Below are 17,394 nucleotides of genomic sequence, written 5' to 3' on the forward strand. Positions count from 1 at the left end.
CTCGCGACCCGCCGCCGGTCGTCAGACCGTCGCGAGCACGCCCTCGAGCCGCGCGTAGCTGGCTTCCATGCCGTCGACCATTCCCGTGCCGAGGATCATGTCGCGGGTCTCGGCGTCGGGGTACTCGATGACGAGGGTCAAGAGCGTCATCCCGTCCTCCTCGTAGAACGAGAGGTCGTTGATCGTGCTGGGGCCGTCCGTCCCGATCATCCGCTCGGTCGTGACCGCGCGACGCGGCGGGTCGCTGAGGAGGAGTTCGCCTTCGAAGCCGAACTCCTCCCCTTCCACACCCGGGTCGGGCACCCAGACGTTTCGGTAGGTGTCGCCGACGGCCTCGGCCTGTTCGGCCACGGGCATGCTCCACCCGTCGGGTCCGAGCATCCACTTCTTCGTCAGCTCCGGGTCGTGGTGGGCCTTCCAGACCAGCTCGCGCGGACCGCGGATGACGCGGGTGATGCGCACGTGCTGGTCGCCGAGGATCTCCAGTTCGGTGCCGCGGCCCGCGGCGTATTCGCGAAGGTCGTGCAGCACCAGGTCGAGCTGGTTGATCGCGAGCGTCGACCCCTCGACGGCGCCGAAGGCGACGACCTGCTCGAGCGCTTCGGACGAGGCGAAGTAGGTGGTGTTGACCAGGCGCGACCCGGTCGCGGTCGCCTCGAAGGCGAAGACGACCCGCATCACCGGCATCCCCTCGAGCGGCGCACCCTCGTCGTTGGCGAAGGCGTCGAGCACCGTGAAGCCGCGGGGGGCGTCGATGGAGAGGAACTCCCACGAACCCCACGACTCCTCGCCCTTCGGGCTGGTCATGACGTAGCGAGCACGGCCCCCGGGCGTGAAGTCGAACTGCGGGAAGCGCGCCGGCCAGCCGGGAGGTCCCCAGAAGCGCTCGAGCTGCTGCGGATCGGTGAAGGCACTCCAGAGGCGGTCGACGGATGCGTCGAACTCGGCCTCGAGCGTCATGGTGAGCGCTTCGGGATCGGTGGTGACATCGGTGACGGGCATGTCATTCTCCTTCGTTGGATGCTGCGGATGTCGGTGTCTGCGGATCTTCGGCGAGCAGCTGGTCGAGGCGCGAGATGCGCGAGCGCCACAGCGCCTCGTAGGCGGCGAGCAACGCGCGGGCGCGGGCGATCATGGTCGGGTCGGCCCGGACCAGACGCTCCCGGCCCTCGGCGCGCTTGACGATGAGGCCGGCCGCTTCGAGCACCGCGACGTGCTTCTGCACCGCGGCGAACGACATGTCGTATTCGCGGGCCAGACCTGAGACGGAATGCTCGCCCTCGATCGCGCGGCGCAGGATGTCGCGACGCGTCGCTGCGGCGAGCGCGTGGAACACGCGGTCGATCTCGTCATCGGTCAACTCCGTTTGTACAACCATTTGGTTGTACGTTAGACGTGCGAGTGCGGCCTGTCAAGGGTCGCCCGCCCGGGGCGGACCACGACGTTTCCGGGGAGCGAGATCTTCCGTCGGTGCGACGCCGAACGGCCCGGGCTTCCGCCCGGGCCGTTCGGTAAGGCGACGTCGCGTTCGTCAGTCGTCGACGTCGGCCGTGAGCACGGCGAAGTCGGCGTCGAGGTTCAGATCGATGAAGCGGGCGTCGTCGGTGAGGACGGTCACGTCGTAGGGAGAGGTGGCGTCGTCATCCACCTCCAGGTCGGTGATCCGTCCCTCGGTCTCGCCGAGCGCCGCTGCGACGAGGGCGTCGACGGTCGCGGGGTCGAGAACGCCCTGCGGCGCCTTGTCGTCGTCGTCCGCCGTGTCGGTCGAGATGACCGTCGCCTGACCGTCCGGGCTCACGCGCACCTCGGTCTCGTCGCCGGCGCTGGTGCGGAACTCGACATCCCAGCTGCCGTCACGCTCGGCGTCGATGGCGACCGGGTCGCCATCGGCGACCTCGGCAGCAGCCGCGATGAGGTCGCTGAGCTCCGCCGCGGAGTCGGTGCCCATGTCGGGGGCGGCCGTTCCGGCCGATCCACCGGTGCGGTCATCGTCGCTCGTCGTCGCGCCGACGACGGCCCGGTCGTCGTCGTCATCCTCGAACGCGTCGGCGATCGCCGCACCGGCGGCGACGCCCCCTCCGGCGAGGAGGAGCCCGCCCAGAACGGCCCCCCCGGCGATCAGCAGCGTGCGCGTGCGCGGGCGCTTCCGGTCGGGGGCGGTCGCGGAGGCGGGCGCGGAGGCGGCGGAGTCGGCGGGGAGGGCGGGCTCGGTGGGGACGGCAGTGCCGGCGGCGGGGATCTGGGGGTCACGGGTCGATTCGCTCATGCCCTCAGCGTGCCCGTCGGGTGCTGAAGCGAGGCTGAAGGATTCTGAATCGCTCTTCAGGATGCCGCGGGCAGGGTCACGGTGAAGCGGGCGCCACCCCAGCGCGACTCACCGAGCGTCACGTCGCCGCGCGACGACGTCGCGATGCCGCGGACGATCGCAAGGCCCAGGCCCGCCCCGCCGTCGTCGCGGGCGCGCGCCTCGTCGAGACGCACGAACCGTTCGAAGACGCGGTCGCGATCGGCGACGGGAACCCCGTCACCGTCGTCCTCGACCGTCAGGGTGGCGTGAGAACCGCGCTGCTCGACCGAGATCGCGATCCGGCCGCGCGCGTGCCGGGCCGCGTTGTCGGCGAGATTGCGCACGAGCTGCGCCAGGAGCTGAGGGTCACCCTGCACCCGCGCGGCACCCACACCCGCGGCATCCACCTCATGTCCCGCCGCTCGCAACCGCACCGCCTCCGCCAGAGCGAGGTCGTCGAGATCGACCGGTTGCCCGGAGGAGGCGGGAGCCTCGTCGAGCCGCGCGAGCAGCAGCAGTGCATCGACGAGACCCTGCAGCCGCAGCCCCTCGTCGCGCACCACCTCGGCAAGCTCCGCCATCGACATCGCCTGGGGGTGGGTCTGCGCGAGCTCGGCGTGCTGGCGGATCGTCGACAGCGGCGACCGGAGCTCGTGAGAGGCGTCGGAGATGAAACGGCGCTGCGCCTGCGCCGACGCGTCGAGCCGGTCGAGCATGCCGTTCATCGTCACCGCCAGCGCGGCGATCTCGTCGCCGGAATCCGGGACGGGCACGCGCTGCTCGAGACGGTCGGCCGTGATGCCGGCCACCTGCGCCTGTATCCGCGCGACCGGGCGAAGGGCCCGGGCCACCACGAACCACGTCGTCGCCGCCACCAATCCGACGATCAGCGGCACCGCGATCCCCAGCAGCAGCCCGACCGTGCCGAGCGTCTCGGTGTCGTCGTCGATCGGCACGCCGACCACCAGCACGAGATCGTCGTCGAGATCCTCCGAGACGAACAGCACCGGGTCGTCGTCGATCGGCGCCACCCGGGGGTCGTCGGAGAGAGGCAGGATCTCCCCCTCGGCTTCCTCACTGGCGGCCACCACCCGTCCGTCGGCAGCGACGATCTGGACGATTTCGTCGTCCAGGCCCGTCACGGTGCCGTAGCCCTCCGACTCGATCCGGTCGGCGAGCTCTTCGGCCCGGGTGGTGGCGGCGCGCTCCGACGCGGCCGAGACGCTCGTGCGAAGCACCTGGAAGAACGCCACCGCCCCCACGATGAGTACGACGGCCACGACCACCGTTGCGGCCAGGGTGGTCCGGGCGCGCACCGAGCGCCAGGCCGGCCTAGCCACCGTCCGCCGCCAGTCGGTAGCCGGCGCCACGGACGGTTTCGATGGTCTCGCGGCCGAACGGCCGGTCGAGTTTGCGCCGCAGGTGCCCGACGTACACCTCGACGATGTTCGGGTCGCCGTCGAAATCGTCGTCCCAGACGCCTGCGATGAGGTCGCGCTTGGACACCACCTGGCCGCGGCGGCGGATCAGGTACTCCAGCACCGAGAACTCCCGCGCGGTGAGCTCGACGGCGGTCTCACCCCGCCAGACCCGGCGCGCGCCCGAGTCGACCCGGAGATCTCCCGCCTCCCACACCACGGGCCGTTCCACCCCACCCCGGCGGATCAGTGCGCGAAGCCGCGCCACCAGCACGGCGAACGAGAAGGGCTTGGTCACGAAGTCATCCGCGCCGGTGTCGAAGGCCTCCACCTGGTCCCACTCGCCGTCTTTCGCGGTCAGCATGAGCACGGGAGTCCAGTTCTCCTCGGCGCGCAGCGCTTCGCACACCTTCCAACCGCTCATCCCGGGCATCATCAGGTCGAGCACGATCGCGTCGTAGCGGGCATTCCGCGCACGCCACAGACCGTCGACCCCGTTGTGCGCGACATCGACGGCGAAGCCCTCGGCCTCCAAGCCGCGGCGCACGCCGTCGGCGAGCCGCACCTCGTCATCGACTACCAGAATTCGCATCTCGAACAGTCTCGCGGGATGTCCTGAAGCGCGGCTGAAGCGGGCCGGAGCGGGGGATCACAGAGTCGGCGGCGGATCACTCCGACGACGACGCGGCCCCGTGGTGTGCGCGCTCTCGTCGCGACGACGGAAGGAGGCGGCGGACACCCATCACCACACCGACGATGATCAGCCCGGCGACAAGACCGAAGACGGCCGAGACGGCGGTGTCGACGATCCAGACGACGACGGGGCCGGCGGCCTCGACGAGATGCGTGATCGCGTGCAGGAGGTCGTAGGGCCCGTGCCAGAACGTCTCAGCCAGGTTGGTGATGACGAGGTGACCGCCGACCCAGAGCATCGCGACCGTGCCGATGACGCTGATCACACGGAACACCGCCGGCATGGATGCGACGACGCGGGCTCCTGCGCGGCGCACGCTGCGTGACGGACTCTTCATGAGCCGGAGGCCGATGTCGTCGATCTTCACCAGCAGGGCGACCGCCCCGTATACCAGCGCGGTCATGCCGAGCCCGATGACCGCGAGCGCGGCGAGCGTCATTCCCAGCCCGAAGCCCGGATCAAGGCTCGTGAGGGCGATGAGCATGATCTCGGTGCTGAGGATCAGGTCGGTGCGGATCGCGCCGAACACGAGCTTCTTCTCATCCCGCGGCTCGTCGTCCTCGGTCTCGTGGTGCGCGCCGAACCACTCCATCACCTTCTCGGCACCCTCGTAGCAGAGGAAGCCGCCGCCGATGATCAACAGGAACGGCAGCACCCACGGCGCGAAAGCGGTGAGCAGCAGCGCGATCGGGATGATGATGACGAACTTGTTGACGAGGCTTCCGAGCGCGATCTTCCACACGACGGGAAGTTCACGTGCCGGGGTGATGCCCTGGACGTACTGAGGCGTCACCGCCGCATCGTCGATGACGACGCCCGCGGTCTTCGCGCTCGCCTTCAGCGCGGCGGTGAGGATGTCATCGACGACGGCGAGCAGGCCTACCGACATGTGCGCTTCTCCTCACGGCGTCGGCGATCGGAACACGACAGCTCCGCAACGCCAGGCCACCACGCTAGTCGCTCGCGCCCCGTAGCATCCCGCATATGGCAGATGGACGCAGGGAGTGGTAGCGATGGTCGGTCTCACCGTCTGCGGTGGCACCGTCCACCGGACACCCGTCGACACCGCCGTCGGCGACCTGTCCGTTCAAGGCTCGACGGTCGTCTCCGACGCGGACCGCGCGACTGCGCCGACGGTCATCGACGCCCGCGGCTCGTCCGTGGTGCCGCTCTTCGTCGACACCGTCTTCGCCGCGCCGGAACCACCCGCCGCGGACGCGTTCGACCTCATCCCGGGGAACCCTGCGACCTTCGCCGTCATCGACGGGCGCGTGGGGCCGGACGAGATCCGGAACATGCTCGTCGTCCGCCCCGAGCGACTCCGCGCCGTCGTCGTCGACGGTTCGGTGATCGTCCGGGACGGTCGGGCGGTTCGGCCGGAGGGCGCTGGGGTCAGCGCCACCGATCCGCGCCTCGCGGCGTGGACCGACCCGCGCCGCGACATGACGCAGTTCTTGACCGCGGATGGTCGGTACAGCGAGACGCGGAGCGGCCGACGAAACGCCTGGACGGGCCGGTTCTGGATCGACGGAGCGAGGATCACCTATCTCGACGACACGGGATTCTGGGCGTTCGGGCAGTTCCACGGCCGCCAGCTGCATCACGCGGGGTTCGTGCTGGAGCCCTGATCACCGCCGTCGATGACGCAGAACCGGACGCCCTCGGGGTCTTCCATGATCACGAAGTCGGCGTCTGCCGGCATCCGGTCCCACGGCACGATCCTCGCGCCGAGCGCCGTGAGCCGCGACACCTCGGCCTTCTGATTCTCGGCGTAGAGATCGAGGTGGATCTTCGGCGGCAGCGCGCGAGGCGCCGGCACCGCATCGAGGGACACATTCGGACCCGGGCCGCGGCGCGGTCGCAGCAGCGCGAAGTCGACATCCCGCGGTTCTCGCACCTCGTAGTCGAGGGCCCGTGTCCAGAACGCGATCTGCGCGTCGAGGTCGTCGACACGGATGACGATGGAACCGATGGTGAGCATGCGGCGAACGCTACGCCACCCGGCGTCTTCTCGCGAGGGATGTCGGGCGCGCAACTAGACTGATCGCGTCCGGCGCCCCGCGATTCTCAGGAGTTCAGCCGCGTGACCACTCCCTCCGCCTCCTTGGCCGATACCGTTTCGAACGCCCTCGCGACCCCGGAGAAGGAGCAGCCGTACGCCGCGCTGGGCCTGAAGCCCGACGAGTACGAGCGCATCCGCGAGATCCTCGGCCGCCGTCCGACGAGCGGCGAGCTGGCGATGTACTCCGTCATGTGGAGCGAGCACTGCTCCTACAAGTCGTCGAAGATCTACCTCCGCCAGTTCGGGCAGAAGGTCTCCGACGAGATGAAGAAGCGCCTCATGGTCGGGATGGGCCAGAACGCCGGCGTCGTCGACATCGGTGAGGGCTGGGCGGTCACCTTCAAGGTCGAGTCGCACAATCACCCGAGCTACATCGAGCCGTTCCAGGGCGCCGCGACCGGCGTCGGCGGGATCGTCCGCGACATCATCTCCATGGGTGCGCGGCCCGTCGCCGTCATGGACCAGCTGCGGTTCGGCGCGATCGACGACCCCGACACCGCGCGGGTCGTCCATGGCGTCGTCAGCGGCATCTCCTTCTACGCCAACTGCTTGGGCCTGCCGAACATCGGCGGCGAGACGGTCTTCGACCGCGTCTACCAGGGGAACCCGCTCGTCAACGCGCTCGCGGTCGGCGTCCTCCGTCACGAGGACCTGAAGCTCGCCAACGCCAGCGGCGCCGGCAACAAGGTCGTGCTGTTCGGCGCTCGCACCGGCGGAGACGGCATCGGCGGAGCATCCATCCTCGCCTCCGACTCGTTCGATGCCACCGGACCCACCAAGCGCCCCGCGGTGCAGGTCGGCGACCCCTTCGCCGAGAAGGTCCTCATCGAGTGCTGCCTCGAGCTCTACCGCGACGAGCTCGTCGAGGCGATCCAAGACCTCGGCGCCGCCGGCATCTCGTGCGCCACGAGCGAGCTCGCCGCCAACGGCGGGTCGGGCATGCGCGTCGACCTGGAGAAGGTGCTGCTGCGCGACCCCACGCTCACGCCCGAGGAGATCCTCATGAGTGAGAGCCAGGAGCGGATGATGGCGATCGTCGCCCCTGAGAAACTCGACGCCTTCCTCGCGGTGACCACGAAGTGGGACGTAGAGACGAGCGTCCTCGGCGAGGTCACCGGCGACGGTCGCCTGCAGATCTTCTGGCACGGCGAGGAGATCGTCAACGTCGATCCGTCCACGGTCGCCGTCGACGGGCCGGTCTACGAGCGCCCCGTCGCCTACCCGACGTGGATCGATGCGCTGCGGGATGACTCGGCCGCGGCCCTCCCCCGGCAGAACGACCCGGCGAGCCTGCGCGAGCAGTTCCTCGCCCTCGTCGGCAGCCCGAACCTCGCCGACCCGTCGTGGGTGACCAACCAGTACGACTACTACGTGATGGGCAACACCGCGCTGTCGTTCCCCGACGACGCCGGCATGATCCGCGTCGACGAGCACTCCGGCCTCGGCTTCGCCATCGCCACCGACTGCAACGGCCGGTACTGCCAGCTCGACCCCTACGAGGGCGCCAAGCTCGCCCTCGCCGAGGCGTACCGCAACGTCGCCGTCACCGGCGCCGAGCCGACCGCGGTGACCGACTGCCTGAACTTCGGCAGCCCCGAGAATCCCGAGGTCATGTGGCAGTTCTCCCGCGCGGTCGAGGGGCTCGCGGACGGATGTCTCGAGCTCGGCGTCCCGGTCACGGGCGGCAACGTCTCGTTCTACAACCAGACCGGCGATCAGCCGATCCACCCCACCCCCGTGGTGGGTGTGCTCGGCATCATCGACGACGTCGCCCGCCGCATCCCCTCGGGGTGGCAGGACGCCGGCGAGAACATCTACCTCCTGGGCGTGACGTCGACCGAGCTGAGCGGGTCGGCCTGGGCCGAGACCGTGCACAACCACCTCGGCGGGCGCCCACCGGCGGTCGACCTCGCGCAGGAGAAGCGCCTCGCCGAGCTGCTGCACGCGGCCTCGCAGCAGGGACTCGTCTCGGGCGCCCACGACCTCTCCACGGGCGGACTCGCGCAGGCCCTCGCCGACTCGGTGCTGCGGTTCGGCATCGGAGCCCGCGTGTGGCTGACGGAGATCATGGAGCGAGACGGCGTCGACGCGGCATCCGCTCTGTTCTCCGAATCGACCGGACGAGTGCTGGTGTCGGTGCCCCGCGAGGACGACGTGAAGTTCCGCGGTCTGTGTGAGGGGCGCGGCTACCCGGTGCTGCGCATCGGCGTGACCGACGCCCCCGCCGACGGCGACGCCGAGCTGCAGGTGCAGGGGCTCTTCTCGGTGCCGTTGCCCGAGCTCGGGATGATCTCGCGCGCGACGCTCCCCGACGCCTTCGGCCCGACGATCAGCGAGCCCGCCGCGCGCTGACGACCCGCGAACGTCGAAGAGCCGGGAGCATCACGCCCCCGGCTCTTCCGGCCCCCGCCTGCAGACCTGTGTCAGGCCTGCACGTCACCGCGCCACGCGCCGGTTTCGGCGCCGCGCGACTCGATGAACGTCTTGAAGTTCTTCAGGTCCTTCTTCACCGAGCGGTCGTCGATGCCCAGGGCATCCCCGACGTGCTCGACGAAGCCCTGCGGCTCCCAGTCCAGCTGCACCGTGACGCGGGTCTCGGTGTCGCTGAGCTTGTGGAAGGTCACCACACCGGCGTGGTCCTCGCCCCCGGTGCTGCGCCATGCGACGCGCTCATCGGGGTGCTGCTCGGTGATCTCGGCGTCGAACTCGCGCTCGACAGTGCCGATCTTCACGCGCCAGTGGTTGTGGGTGTCATCCAGCTGGGTGATCGACTGGACGAAGCTGAGGAACTCGGGGAAGGTCTCGAACTGGGTCCACTGGTTGTAGGCCATGGAGACCGGGACATCGACATCGACGGTTTCGATGATGCGCGCCATGTCGCACTCCTTTCGTCGACAGCGCCGGGTTCGGCGCCGTCGCTGGGAAATCTATCGAGCGCGGATCGATGGGCCTCTGGCGTTGACGCCCGCCGGTCGGTCGGCTAATGTCCCGCGCTGCGCCCGGGCGGGGACGGGTGCTGCGGGCGGGGACGGATGCGGCGGGCGGGGGCGGATGCCGCGGGGCGCTCCCTAGACTGGAGAAGACCCCCGGACGGAGAGCCGATGAGCGACGACGACGATTTCGCCCTGTACAGCGACGCGCGCCAGCGCCGGATCAAGGCGGTGGCCTGGGTCGTCATCCTCTCGCTCATCCTCGTCGGCGGCGGGGCGACCGTGCTGTCTCTGCTCTTCGGCTGACGCGCGGCGCGCGGGCGCCCGGCCTCCCCGCCCGCGCTCGCCCGCCCACGGGAGGAGATCAGCGCACCGGAGGATGGGGAAGGCCTTTCCGCACCTCCCGTACGTCGATGACCTCCCCAGCGCCTCGAGCTGAGGCTCCGCAGCGCCCGCAACGCGCGCCGCGCGCGCAGAACTCGTGGCCCGCGTCCAGCCACCGTGGTTAGCATGGCCAGGTGGACCCGTTCACGGCCATCGCCGAGTTCTGGTGGATCGGGGCGTCGGCAGCCGGCGCCGGAACCATCGGATGGTTCGGGCTGCGCCATCAGCGCGCTAAGGGCTCGCGGCGTCTCGCCCTCCACGCCGCGCGGCACGAGCTGCGCGAAGCGCGCGACGCCGTCACCGCCTCGCGGGTCGAGGTGAGGGTCGCGCGTGCGGAGCTGGCCCGCGCTCAGGCCGATCGCGCGGCCGACCGGGTCCCGGCATCCGAGGTGTTCCTCGCCCGGCAGCGGCTGCAGCAGGCTCAGCGAGAGGTGCGCGCCGCGCACGCCGAGATCCGGCTGCGACGGATTCAGGTGTCGGCGGCGCGGGCGACGATCCCGCGCGCCAAGGCCGACCCCGACTCCCTGCCGCTCGCCCGGCTGATGGCCGCGCACACGGCGATCGACACCCGCTGGCTGGAGTACGAGACCGACCCCGCCAAGCGCATCGCCTTCCCGGCGATGAGCGACGTGCGCCAGCCGTCCACGGCGGCCTACCTCGCCGCTCGCGCCGAGGCCGGACGCCTTCGCCCGCCGACGCCGGTCACGCGCATGACGCCGGTCGAGTTCGCGCAGTATCGCGCTGCGGTCGAGAATCTCGGCAAGCTCTTCGAGCGCGCCGAGCGCGAAGCATGGCGAGCGGCGGGTGCGGGCTCCGGGCCGTCGCGACAGGACGACCCGCACTGGGTCGACCTCGCCCAGTCGGTCGCTCAGACCGTGATCGCGCGCGGAACCGAGGCGATCGCGCGGGTCGCGGAGTCGAATGCCCGCAATCGCGAACGCGCCGGCGGACGAGCGGATGCCACGGGCGCCGCGCCCAAGGCAGACCCGGCGCCTCCGCAGGGGGCCGCGACCGGTCCGCGCGAGGATCGCCCGACACGTCCTCCGGCCGCCCCGGTGTGGCCGGTCCCCTCGCGCGGAGCGCGGCGACCGCAGGACTGACAGCGGCGCGGCGATCCGCGAGGCGACGATCGAGTGGGGATGACGGGTGGACTGGTCGAACATCTGGATGTTCTGGTGGCTGATCTTCCCGATCGGCGCCGCCATCGGCGGTGCGATCAAGTCGTTCGACCGGGCATCGGAGCGTCGTCACCGGCGGCGCCTGGAGATGATGCGCGCCAAGGCCGAGCTGCGCTCGGGTGCCGTGCCCGCGGTCGCGGCGCCGCCGGCAAGCTCGGGTGATGCTGACAGGAGCGGCGGCTCCGCGGCATCCATCCCTCCCGACCCCACGCTGACGCAGCTCTTCGCGATCCACGACGACGTGACCGCCCGCTGGCTGGAGTACGAGCTGGATGTCGCCAAGCTCATCGCTTTCCCCGCCATGAGCGACGGGCGCCAGCCGCTCACCGCTGCGTTCCTGCGCGCGAAGCGCGTCGCTGACCGGCTGCGCCCGCCGACCGCTTCGGCGCGCCTCAGCGTCGAGCAGCTGAAGGAGTATCGCGACGCGGTCACCGACTACGAGGTCGCGTTCGACCTGGCCGAGCGCGACGCGCGGCGGGTGAAGGACGCGAACTTCAGCGCCGAGGAGCGCAAGCGCCTCGACACCGCGCAACAGCTGCTCACCGTGGCCGTCGACGAGGCGGCGACCCCCGCGGAGCGGCAGCTCGCCTACCGTCGGGTGCGCGAGGAGCTCGACGGGCTGCTGCTGCTGTCCGACGACGCGATCGAGGTCCTCGAGAAGAAGGTGGCGCACGAGCTTCCGGCGCGCCCCTCGACCGCGCCGCCCGCGGCTCCCTCTCCGCCCGCCTGAGCGCCCCTTCGGCAGCACTTCCCCGCTGCCCCGTCCCCGCGTTCCTGCTCCCCCGTCGCAATACGCCCCTGCCGCCCCAGCATCGGGGCGGAACGTGACGGGGGAAGCGACCTAGGCACGGCCGCCTTCCTGCTCCCCCGTCGCAATACGCCCCTGCCGCCGCAGCATCGGGGCCAAACGTGACGGGAGAAGCGACCTAGGGCGAGCCGCTTTCCGCTCCCGCGTCGCGCTTTGTCCCGACGTGGGGTTGACACGACCCCACCCGTGTTGCATGGTTGGTTAGTCAACTAATGAACCGGTGAGGAGCTGACGTGGTCGAAGAAGGCAGAGCGCTCTTCCTCCAGATCGCCGAGAGCGTGGAGGACGCGATCATCGACGGCAGCCTCACCGAGGAGAGCCAGGCGCCGTCGACGAACGAGCTCGCCGCCTTCCACCGCATCAACCCCGCCACCGCCGCCAAAGGAGTGAACATGCTCGTCGACAAGGGTGTGCTGTACAAGCGCCGCGGAATCGGCATGTTCGTCGCCCCGGGCGCCCGCGAGCGCCTGCTCGACGAGCGCCGCACCGCCTTCGCCGACCGCTACGTCGAACCGCTGCTGGCCGAAGCACGCAAGCTCGGCCTCGGCCCCGCCGATCTGACGGCCTTGATCAACGACCGCGCCGCGGTCACCGAACCCTGAGTCCCCCGATCTTTCGAAAGGACACCACGATGACGCACGTGATCGAGGTGGAGCACCTGACCAAGCGCTACCGCGACACCGTCGCGGTCGACGACGTCAGCTTCTCCATCGAGAAGGACACCATCTACGGCCTCCTCGGCCGAAACGGTGCGGGCAAGACGACGGTGATGTCGATCCTCACCGCCCAGAACTTCGCCACGAGCGGCACCGTGCGGGTGTTCGGCCAGCACCCGTACGAGAATGCGCGGGTGCTCGAGCGCATGTGCTTCGTGCGGGAGAGCCAGAAGTACCCGGATGACGCGACTCCGCGTCACGCGCTGCGGATGGCCCGGCTCTTCTTCCCCCACTGGGACCAGGAGCTCGCCGATCAGCTGGTCGACGACTTCCAGCTGCCCCTGAAGGGCCGCACCATCAAGAAGCTCTCGCGCGGGCAGCTCTCGGCGGTCGGCGTCATCATCGGGCTGGCCTCCCGCGCCGAGATCACCTTCTTCGACGAGCCCTACCTCGGTCTCGACGCGGTCGCCCGCCAGATCTTCTACGACCGCCTGCTCAGCGACTACGCCGAGCACCCGCGGACGATCATCCTCTCCAGCCACCTGATCGACGAGGTGTCGAACCTCCTCGGCCGGGTCCTGGTCATCGACCGGGGGCGCATCGTCATGGACGAGGAGACCGACGAGATCCGCGACCGCGCCGCCAACATCGTCGGCGACGCCGCGGCGGTGGAGGCCTTCACCGCCGGCCGCGAGATCATCCACCGGCAGAGCCTCGGTCGCACCACATCGGTCACGGTGCTGGGGCGACTCACCTCGGACGACCGCGCACGCATGGCGGCGGCGGGGCTGGATGTCGCTCCCGTCTCGCTGCAGCAGCTGATCGTCCGCACCACCCAGCACGCCGCCGAGCAGGGCGGCGTGTCCAGCTCGCTCGAGGAAGGAGCACTCCGATGAATCGCACACTGCGTGTCGTCAGGATGCAGCTGATCAACCGTCAGACCTACGTCTGGGTGCCGCTCCTCGTGCTCGGCGGCGCCTTCATCCTGTCCGTCGCGATCTGGTGGATCCTCGCCGGGTCGGGCGTGACCGGGAACTTCTACGGCGGCGGCGCGCAGGCACCGCTGTGGTACCTCGCCGTCGTGGGCGTGCAGGCCCTGACCCTGACGTTCCCGTTCTCACAGGCCATGAGCGTCACCCGCCGCGAGTTCTTCTTCGGCACGTATCTCATCGCCGCGCTCAGCGCCGCGAGCCTGGCGGTGGTGTTCGTCATCGGCGGGTGGATCGAGACGCTCACCGGCGGGTGGGGGCTGAACGGCTACTTCTTCTACTCCGCCGAGATCTGGCAGGGCGGGCCCCACGGTGCCGCGTTCATCTTCTTCGCCATCGCGATGCTGATGTTCACCCTCGGGTTCACCGGGGCCACCGTCTACAAGCGGTTCGGCCCCACGGTCTTCACCGTGAGCCTCATCGGCCTGGGGGTCGTCCTCGTCGCGGCGATGTTCGTCGTCGGACGTCTGAACGCCTGGGGTCAGGTGTTCAGCTGGATCGGCGAGCAGGGTCCACTGGGGATGGCCGCCTGGGGCCTCATCGCAGCCGCCGCCCTCGCCGCGGCCGCGTTCGCCACGCTCCGCCGCGCCACACCCTGAACCGCCGCCGCGCGGCATCCACCCCCTGCTCCCCCATCTTGATCTGCCCGCCTGCTCCCCCGTCACGATCTGCCCGCCTGCTCACCCGAGCAGGGGCAGAACGTGACGGGGGAAGCTCGGGATGTGCGCGCGCGGCGCGTCACTCCGCGGAGCGGCCCGTCTTCTCCTGCAGCCGTTCGATGTGCTCGGACGCCTCGGCCTTGGTGAGATCGGCCGACAGCTCCTCGCCCGCCTCGCGGGCCAGGGTGTCGAGGTAGCTGCGCTGCGGAGCGGTCATCGGCTCGTCGCCGGTGACCCAGTCGGACGGGTCCTTCTCGGCGGGGTTGCCGGTGTCGCGGGAGGTGGTCGCGCCGAGTGTCTCGGCGCCGGAGGTGTTATCGGACATGCGTTCGAGAGTACGCGGAGCTCGCGCCATCCCTCCCGCCCTTGACATCGGGAGCGCCCGGTGTCAGCGAAGCGGAACCGCCACGTCGCTTCCCCCCTCGACCGTCCACCGGTCACCCATCTGCACGAGCCCGGCGGTCTCGACGAAACCACCGGCGAAGAGCGCCTGGCCCTGCGCGAACAGCGGAGAACGCTCCACCAGCGCGGCGGGCGCGTACCCGAACACCTCGCCCAGCTCGACCAGGTCGCGGGGCGAGCTCATGCGCATGAGCGCGAGGTTGTCGCACTGCGAGAGGGCATTGGGGTGCACCTTCGAGGGGCGCTGCGTGGACAGCAGCAGCCACAGCCCGTACTTCCGGCCCTCCGCCGCGATCTGCACGATGCGCTCGGTGAGCTCCCGCTCCACCGGGGTCACCGGGTTCGGCTGCACGAGGTTGTGCGCCTCGTCGATCACGATCAGCCGGCCGACCCGGTCGGCTCGGCGCTCCCACAGGTGGTCGAGCACGGCGAGCGCGGCCGCGAGCATCTCCGCCCGGGTCGGGAAGCCGCCGAGGTCGAGCACCGTCGCGTCGGGCTGCTCGCCGATGTCGTCGGTGACGCTCCGGCCCCGCCACGCCCAGAGCCCCCACGCACCGAGGCCGAGGTTCTCCAGCCGGGTCGCAAGCCGGTGGCGCGCCGGATCGTCGCCCGATCGGAGGTAGGTCACCAGGCTCCCGCGACGGATGACATCGAGCTCGGCCTCGAGCTTCACGAGGGCGTTGAAGTCCTCCGCATCCCGGATCGGATCGAGGTCGAGCAGCGCCGCCCGCGAGCGCCACGGCATGTCGAGGAAGCGCGCCTGCAGGGCGTCGGGCCGGTCGCGGCCCGGGCGGAACACGCGGATGTCGCGCTCCTCCCAGGCGGCGCGCACCGCGTCATCCGCCGTCTCCCGCACCGTGCCGAGGCCCACGAAATCGGAATTGGGATCGAGGATGACCAGGGGCAGGCGCGTGTGCAGGATGACGCGCTCGAGCAGAACACCCAGGGCGTAGGTCTTGCCCGACCCGCTCTGCCCGCACCAGAAGGTGTGCCGGTTGAGCTTGCGGGCGAGCACCTGCGCGGGGGTGGGTTCGGCAGCTTCGAGCAGCGTCCCGATGGCGAGGCGGTCGGTCATCTCAGCGGCTTTCGCTCACGACGTCCGTGGCACCGGTGGCGCCCGCGGCGGTGTGGTGGCGGATCACCTCGGCGACGACGAAATTGAACCACTTCTCGGCGAACTCGGGATCGAGATCGGCCTCCTGGGCCAGGCGTTTCAGCCGGGCGATCTGCTGCTCCTCGCGCCCGGGGTCGGAGGCCGGCATGCCGTGCGCGGCCTTGAGCTCGCCGACCTGCTGGGTGCAGCGGAAGCGTTCGGCCAGAAGGAAGACCAGCGCCGCGTCGACGTTGTCGATGCTCGCACGCAAGCGCCGCAGAGTGGCCGTGGGATCCTCAGTCGTCATGGCAGTCCTTCCCCGATCCACGACCATACCGCGCGGCCCCGAGTGCCGCCGAGGGCGCGGGCACTGCGCCCCTAGAGTGTGACCATGAGCGACGCCACCCCGGCCACCCCGCCGCCTGCGGACGACGCACCCGCCGGCGGGACCGACGCCCCCGTCGAGACGACGTACGTACCGCGCCGCGCCCTCTTCGCCAGCGTGAACAACCCGTTCGCGATCGGCTTCTTCCTCACCCTGGGCGGACTCGTCGCGCTCGGGCTCGGGGTCGCCGTCATCAACCTCTCCACGGTGCTGATCTACATCGCATTCGCGCTCTTCGCCGCGCTCGGGCTCGATCCGATCGTGCGCTTCCTCGAGCGTCGCGGGCTCGGCCGCGGCTGGGCGATCCTCATCGTGTTCGCGGGGTTCGCGATCATCCTGGTCGGGGTCGTCTCGCTCGTCGTGCCGACCCTGGTGCGGCAGATCTCGCAGTTCTTCAGCGACCTGCCTTCGACCATCAACGCCTTCCAGAACTCCGACGTCTACGCCTGGCTGCAGAACACTTTCGGCGACCAGATCGGCAACCTGCTCAGCGAGTTCGAGACCTTCATCACCAACCCCGCGAACATCGCCGCGATCGGCGGCGGCGTGCTGCAGGTCGGCGCCACGATCGCGACGACCATCTCGGGCCTTCTCATCGTGCTGGTGCTGAGCCTGTACTTCCTCGCGTCGCTCGACACGATGAAGGTGGCGTTCACCCGGCTGAGCCCCGCGCGCTACCGCACCAAGGTGCGGTCGATGACCGATGAGATCACCGACTCCATCGGCGGCTACCTCATGGGCATGGTGGTGCTGGCGTTCTTCAACTCGCTGGTGGCGTTCTTCCTCCACCTCTTCCTCGGCCTGCCCTTCCCCGCGCTGATGGCCGTCGCCGCATTCACCATCACGCTCATCCCGCTCGTGGGTCCGGTGCTGTACTGGATCTTCGCCAGCATCCTGGCACTGTTCACGAGCCCCCTGACGGCGCTGATCTTCGCCGTGGCGTACCTCGTCTACATCCAGATCGAGGCGTACGTGCTGACCCCCCGCGTGATGAGCCGCGCGATCGCGGTGCCGGGGGCCCTCGTCGTCATCGGCGCGCTCGTCGGCGGCACGCTGCTCGGACTCCTCGGGGCGCTCGTCGCGATCCCCGTGACCGCGTCGATCCTGTTGATCATCAAGCAGGTCGTGATCCCGCGGCAGGACGCGAAGGTCTAGGGCGCGGGGGGGCCGCGCTGGGGCCGCGGGCGCGGGGGCTTCGCCGAAACCCACCTCCCCCGTCGAGACCCAAAGGCGTCACGGTCGCTCTCGACAGCCGAGGTCGGTCTCGACCGGATAGTGCGGTCGCCAGGGCTCGGGCCCGCCCCCGCGCGCCGCGACCCGTCAGAGAACGTCAGCTCCGCGGCATCCGGACCGCACTTTTCGACGGGTCGCGGGCATGGACCGGCGGCAGGGACCACCCTGGGCCGAGCACGGCGCCCGGCCGCGGTCCGAGCGGCGGGGCACGACGGG

The 17,394-nt window shown here is 70.3% G+C and carries 20 protein-coding genes; 9 read left to right on the top strand and 11 right to left on the bottom strand.

The genetic code is table 11. The features are described 5' to 3' along the window. Positions 1-21 precede the first annotated feature (21 nt). From MA875_RS11440 to MA875_RS11465, 6 genes are all read right to left on the bottom strand, one after another. A complete protein-coding gene (locus tag MA875_RS11440) occupies positions 22-1,002 on the bottom strand; it encodes an SRPBCC family protein (RefSeq protein ID WP_248242417.1) in 981 nt (326 codons plus the stop codon). A 1-nt stretch (position 1,003) separates the two neighbouring features. Next, positions 1,004-1,378: an ArsR/SmtB family transcription factor gene (locus tag MA875_RS11445; RefSeq protein WP_248242418.1), complete on the bottom strand. Its 375-nt coding sequence runs from the start codon at positions 1,376-1,378 to the stop codon at positions 1,004-1,006. A 153-nt stretch (positions 1,379-1,531) separates the two neighbouring features. Continuing rightward, positions 1,532-2,266, bottom strand: coding sequence for a hypothetical protein (locus MA875_RS11450; protein WP_248242419.1), 735 nt, complete (start codon positions 2,264-2,266; stop codon positions 1,532-1,534). A 56-nt stretch (positions 2,267-2,322) separates the two neighbouring features. Continuing rightward, positions 2,323-3,657: a sensor histidine kinase gene (locus tag MA875_RS11455; protein ID WP_248242420.1), complete on the bottom strand. Its 1,335-nt coding sequence runs from the start codon at positions 3,655-3,657 to the stop codon at positions 2,323-2,325. Further along, the gene (locus MA875_RS11460) at positions 3,620-4,297 is read right to left on the bottom strand and encodes a response regulator transcription factor (RefSeq protein WP_248242421.1); all 678 of its coding nucleotides are present in this window, start codon (positions 4,295-4,297) and stop codon (positions 3,620-3,622) included. The genes MA875_RS11455 and MA875_RS11460 overlap by 38 nt, the downstream gene beginning before the upstream one ends. A gap of 76 nt (positions 4,298-4,373) precedes the next feature. Beyond that, on the bottom strand, positions 4,374-5,288 hold the full coding sequence (locus tag MA875_RS11465; RefSeq protein ID WP_248242422.1) for a DUF808 domain-containing protein: 915 nt from the start codon (positions 5,286-5,288) through the stop codon (positions 4,374-4,376). A 124-nt stretch (positions 5,289-5,412) separates the two neighbouring features. On the opposite strand from MA875_RS11465, the gene MA875_RS11470 reads away from it, so the two are divergent. Then, positions 5,413-6,027: an Atu4866 domain-containing protein gene (locus tag MA875_RS11470; RefSeq protein WP_248242423.1), complete on the top strand. Its 615-nt coding sequence runs from the start codon at positions 5,413-5,415 to the stop codon at positions 6,025-6,027. Here MA875_RS11470 and MA875_RS11475 read toward each other — a convergent pair. Further along, positions 6,000-6,380, bottom strand: coding sequence for a VOC family protein (locus MA875_RS11475; RefSeq protein ID WP_248242424.1), 381 nt, complete (start codon positions 6,378-6,380; stop codon positions 6,000-6,002). The two genes, MA875_RS11470 and MA875_RS11475, sit on opposite strands and share 28 nt — an antisense overlap. A 102-nt stretch (positions 6,381-6,482) precedes the next feature. Between MA875_RS11475 and purL the strand changes: the two genes are divergently transcribed. Further along, a complete protein-coding gene (purL, locus tag MA875_RS11480) occupies positions 6,483-8,813 on the top strand; it encodes a phosphoribosylformylglycinamidine synthase subunit PurL (RefSeq protein WP_248242425.1) in 2,331 nt (776 codons plus the stop codon). A gap of 71 nt (positions 8,814-8,884) precedes the next feature. Here purL and MA875_RS11485 read toward each other — a convergent pair whose 3' ends face one another. Further along, positions 8,885-9,337, bottom strand: coding sequence for an SRPBCC family protein (locus MA875_RS11485; RefSeq protein ID WP_248242426.1), 453 nt, complete (start codon positions 9,335-9,337; stop codon positions 8,885-8,887). Positions 9,338-9,562: 225 nt separating this feature from the next. Between MA875_RS11485 and MA875_RS17560 the strand changes: the two genes are divergently transcribed. From MA875_RS17560 to MA875_RS11510, 6 genes are all read left to right on the top strand, one after another. After that, a complete protein-coding gene (locus MA875_RS17560; protein ID WP_282448959.1) occupies positions 9,563-9,697 on the top strand; it encodes a hypothetical protein in 135 nt (44 codons plus the stop codon). Positions 9,698-9,909: 212 nt separating this feature from the next. Then, complete coding sequence (locus tag MA875_RS11490) at positions 9,910-10,875, top strand: HlyD family secretion protein (protein WP_248242427.1); 966 nt, start codon at positions 9,910-9,912, stop codon at positions 10,873-10,875. A 46-nt stretch (positions 10,876-10,921) separates the two neighbouring features. Next, positions 10,922-11,683, top strand: a complete 762-nt coding sequence (locus tag MA875_RS11495; RefSeq protein WP_248242428.1) for a hypothetical protein — start codon at positions 10,922-10,924, stop codon at positions 11,681-11,683. Positions 11,684-11,994: 311 nt separating this feature from the next. Further along, complete coding sequence (locus MA875_RS11500) at positions 11,995-12,363, top strand: GntR family transcriptional regulator (protein ID WP_248242429.1); 369 nt, start codon at positions 11,995-11,997, stop codon at positions 12,361-12,363. A 29-nt stretch (positions 12,364-12,392) separates the two neighbouring features. Further along, entirely contained in the window at positions 12,393-13,313 is a 921-nt protein-coding gene (locus tag MA875_RS11505) for an ABC transporter ATP-binding protein (RefSeq protein WP_248242430.1), read from the top strand. Beyond that, positions 13,310-14,005, top strand: coding sequence for a hypothetical protein (locus MA875_RS11510; RefSeq protein ID WP_248242431.1), 696 nt, complete (start codon positions 13,310-13,312; stop codon positions 14,003-14,005). Before MA875_RS11505 ends, MA875_RS11510 begins: the two co-directional genes overlap by 4 nt. 139 nt (positions 14,006-14,144) lie before the next feature. On the opposite strand, the gene MA875_RS11515 is transcribed toward MA875_RS11510, so the two are convergent. The 3 genes from MA875_RS11515 to MA875_RS11525 all read right to left on the bottom strand — a co-directional run bounded on the left by MA875_RS11515 (position 14,145) and on the right by MA875_RS11525 (position 15,867). Continuing rightward, a complete protein-coding gene (locus tag MA875_RS11515) occupies positions 14,145-14,390 on the bottom strand; it encodes a DUF3072 domain-containing protein (RefSeq protein ID WP_248242432.1) in 246 nt (81 codons plus the stop codon). Positions 14,391-14,453: 63 nt separating this feature from the next. Then, complete coding sequence (locus tag MA875_RS11520) at positions 14,454-15,542, bottom strand: ATP-binding protein (protein WP_248242433.1); 1,089 nt, start codon at positions 15,540-15,542, stop codon at positions 14,454-14,456. A gap of 1 nt (position 15,543) precedes the next feature. Continuing rightward, positions 15,544-15,867: a chorismate mutase gene (locus tag MA875_RS11525; RefSeq protein WP_248242434.1), complete on the bottom strand. Its 324-nt coding sequence runs from the start codon at positions 15,865-15,867 to the stop codon at positions 15,544-15,546. 84 nt (positions 15,868-15,951) lie between these two features. Between MA875_RS11525 and MA875_RS11530 the strand changes: the two genes are divergently transcribed. Further along, positions 15,952-17,100 (top strand): AI-2E family transporter, encoded by a 1,149-nt coding sequence (locus tag MA875_RS11530; RefSeq protein WP_248242435.1) that lies wholly within the window; start codon positions 15,952-15,954, stop codon positions 17,098-17,100. Positions 17,101-17,394 lie beyond the last annotated feature (294 nt).

The organism is Microbacterium kunmingense (genome assembly GCF_023155745.1).
Classification (GTDB): Bacteria; Actinomycetota; Actinomycetes; order Actinomycetales; family Microbacteriaceae; genus Microbacterium; species Microbacterium kunmingense.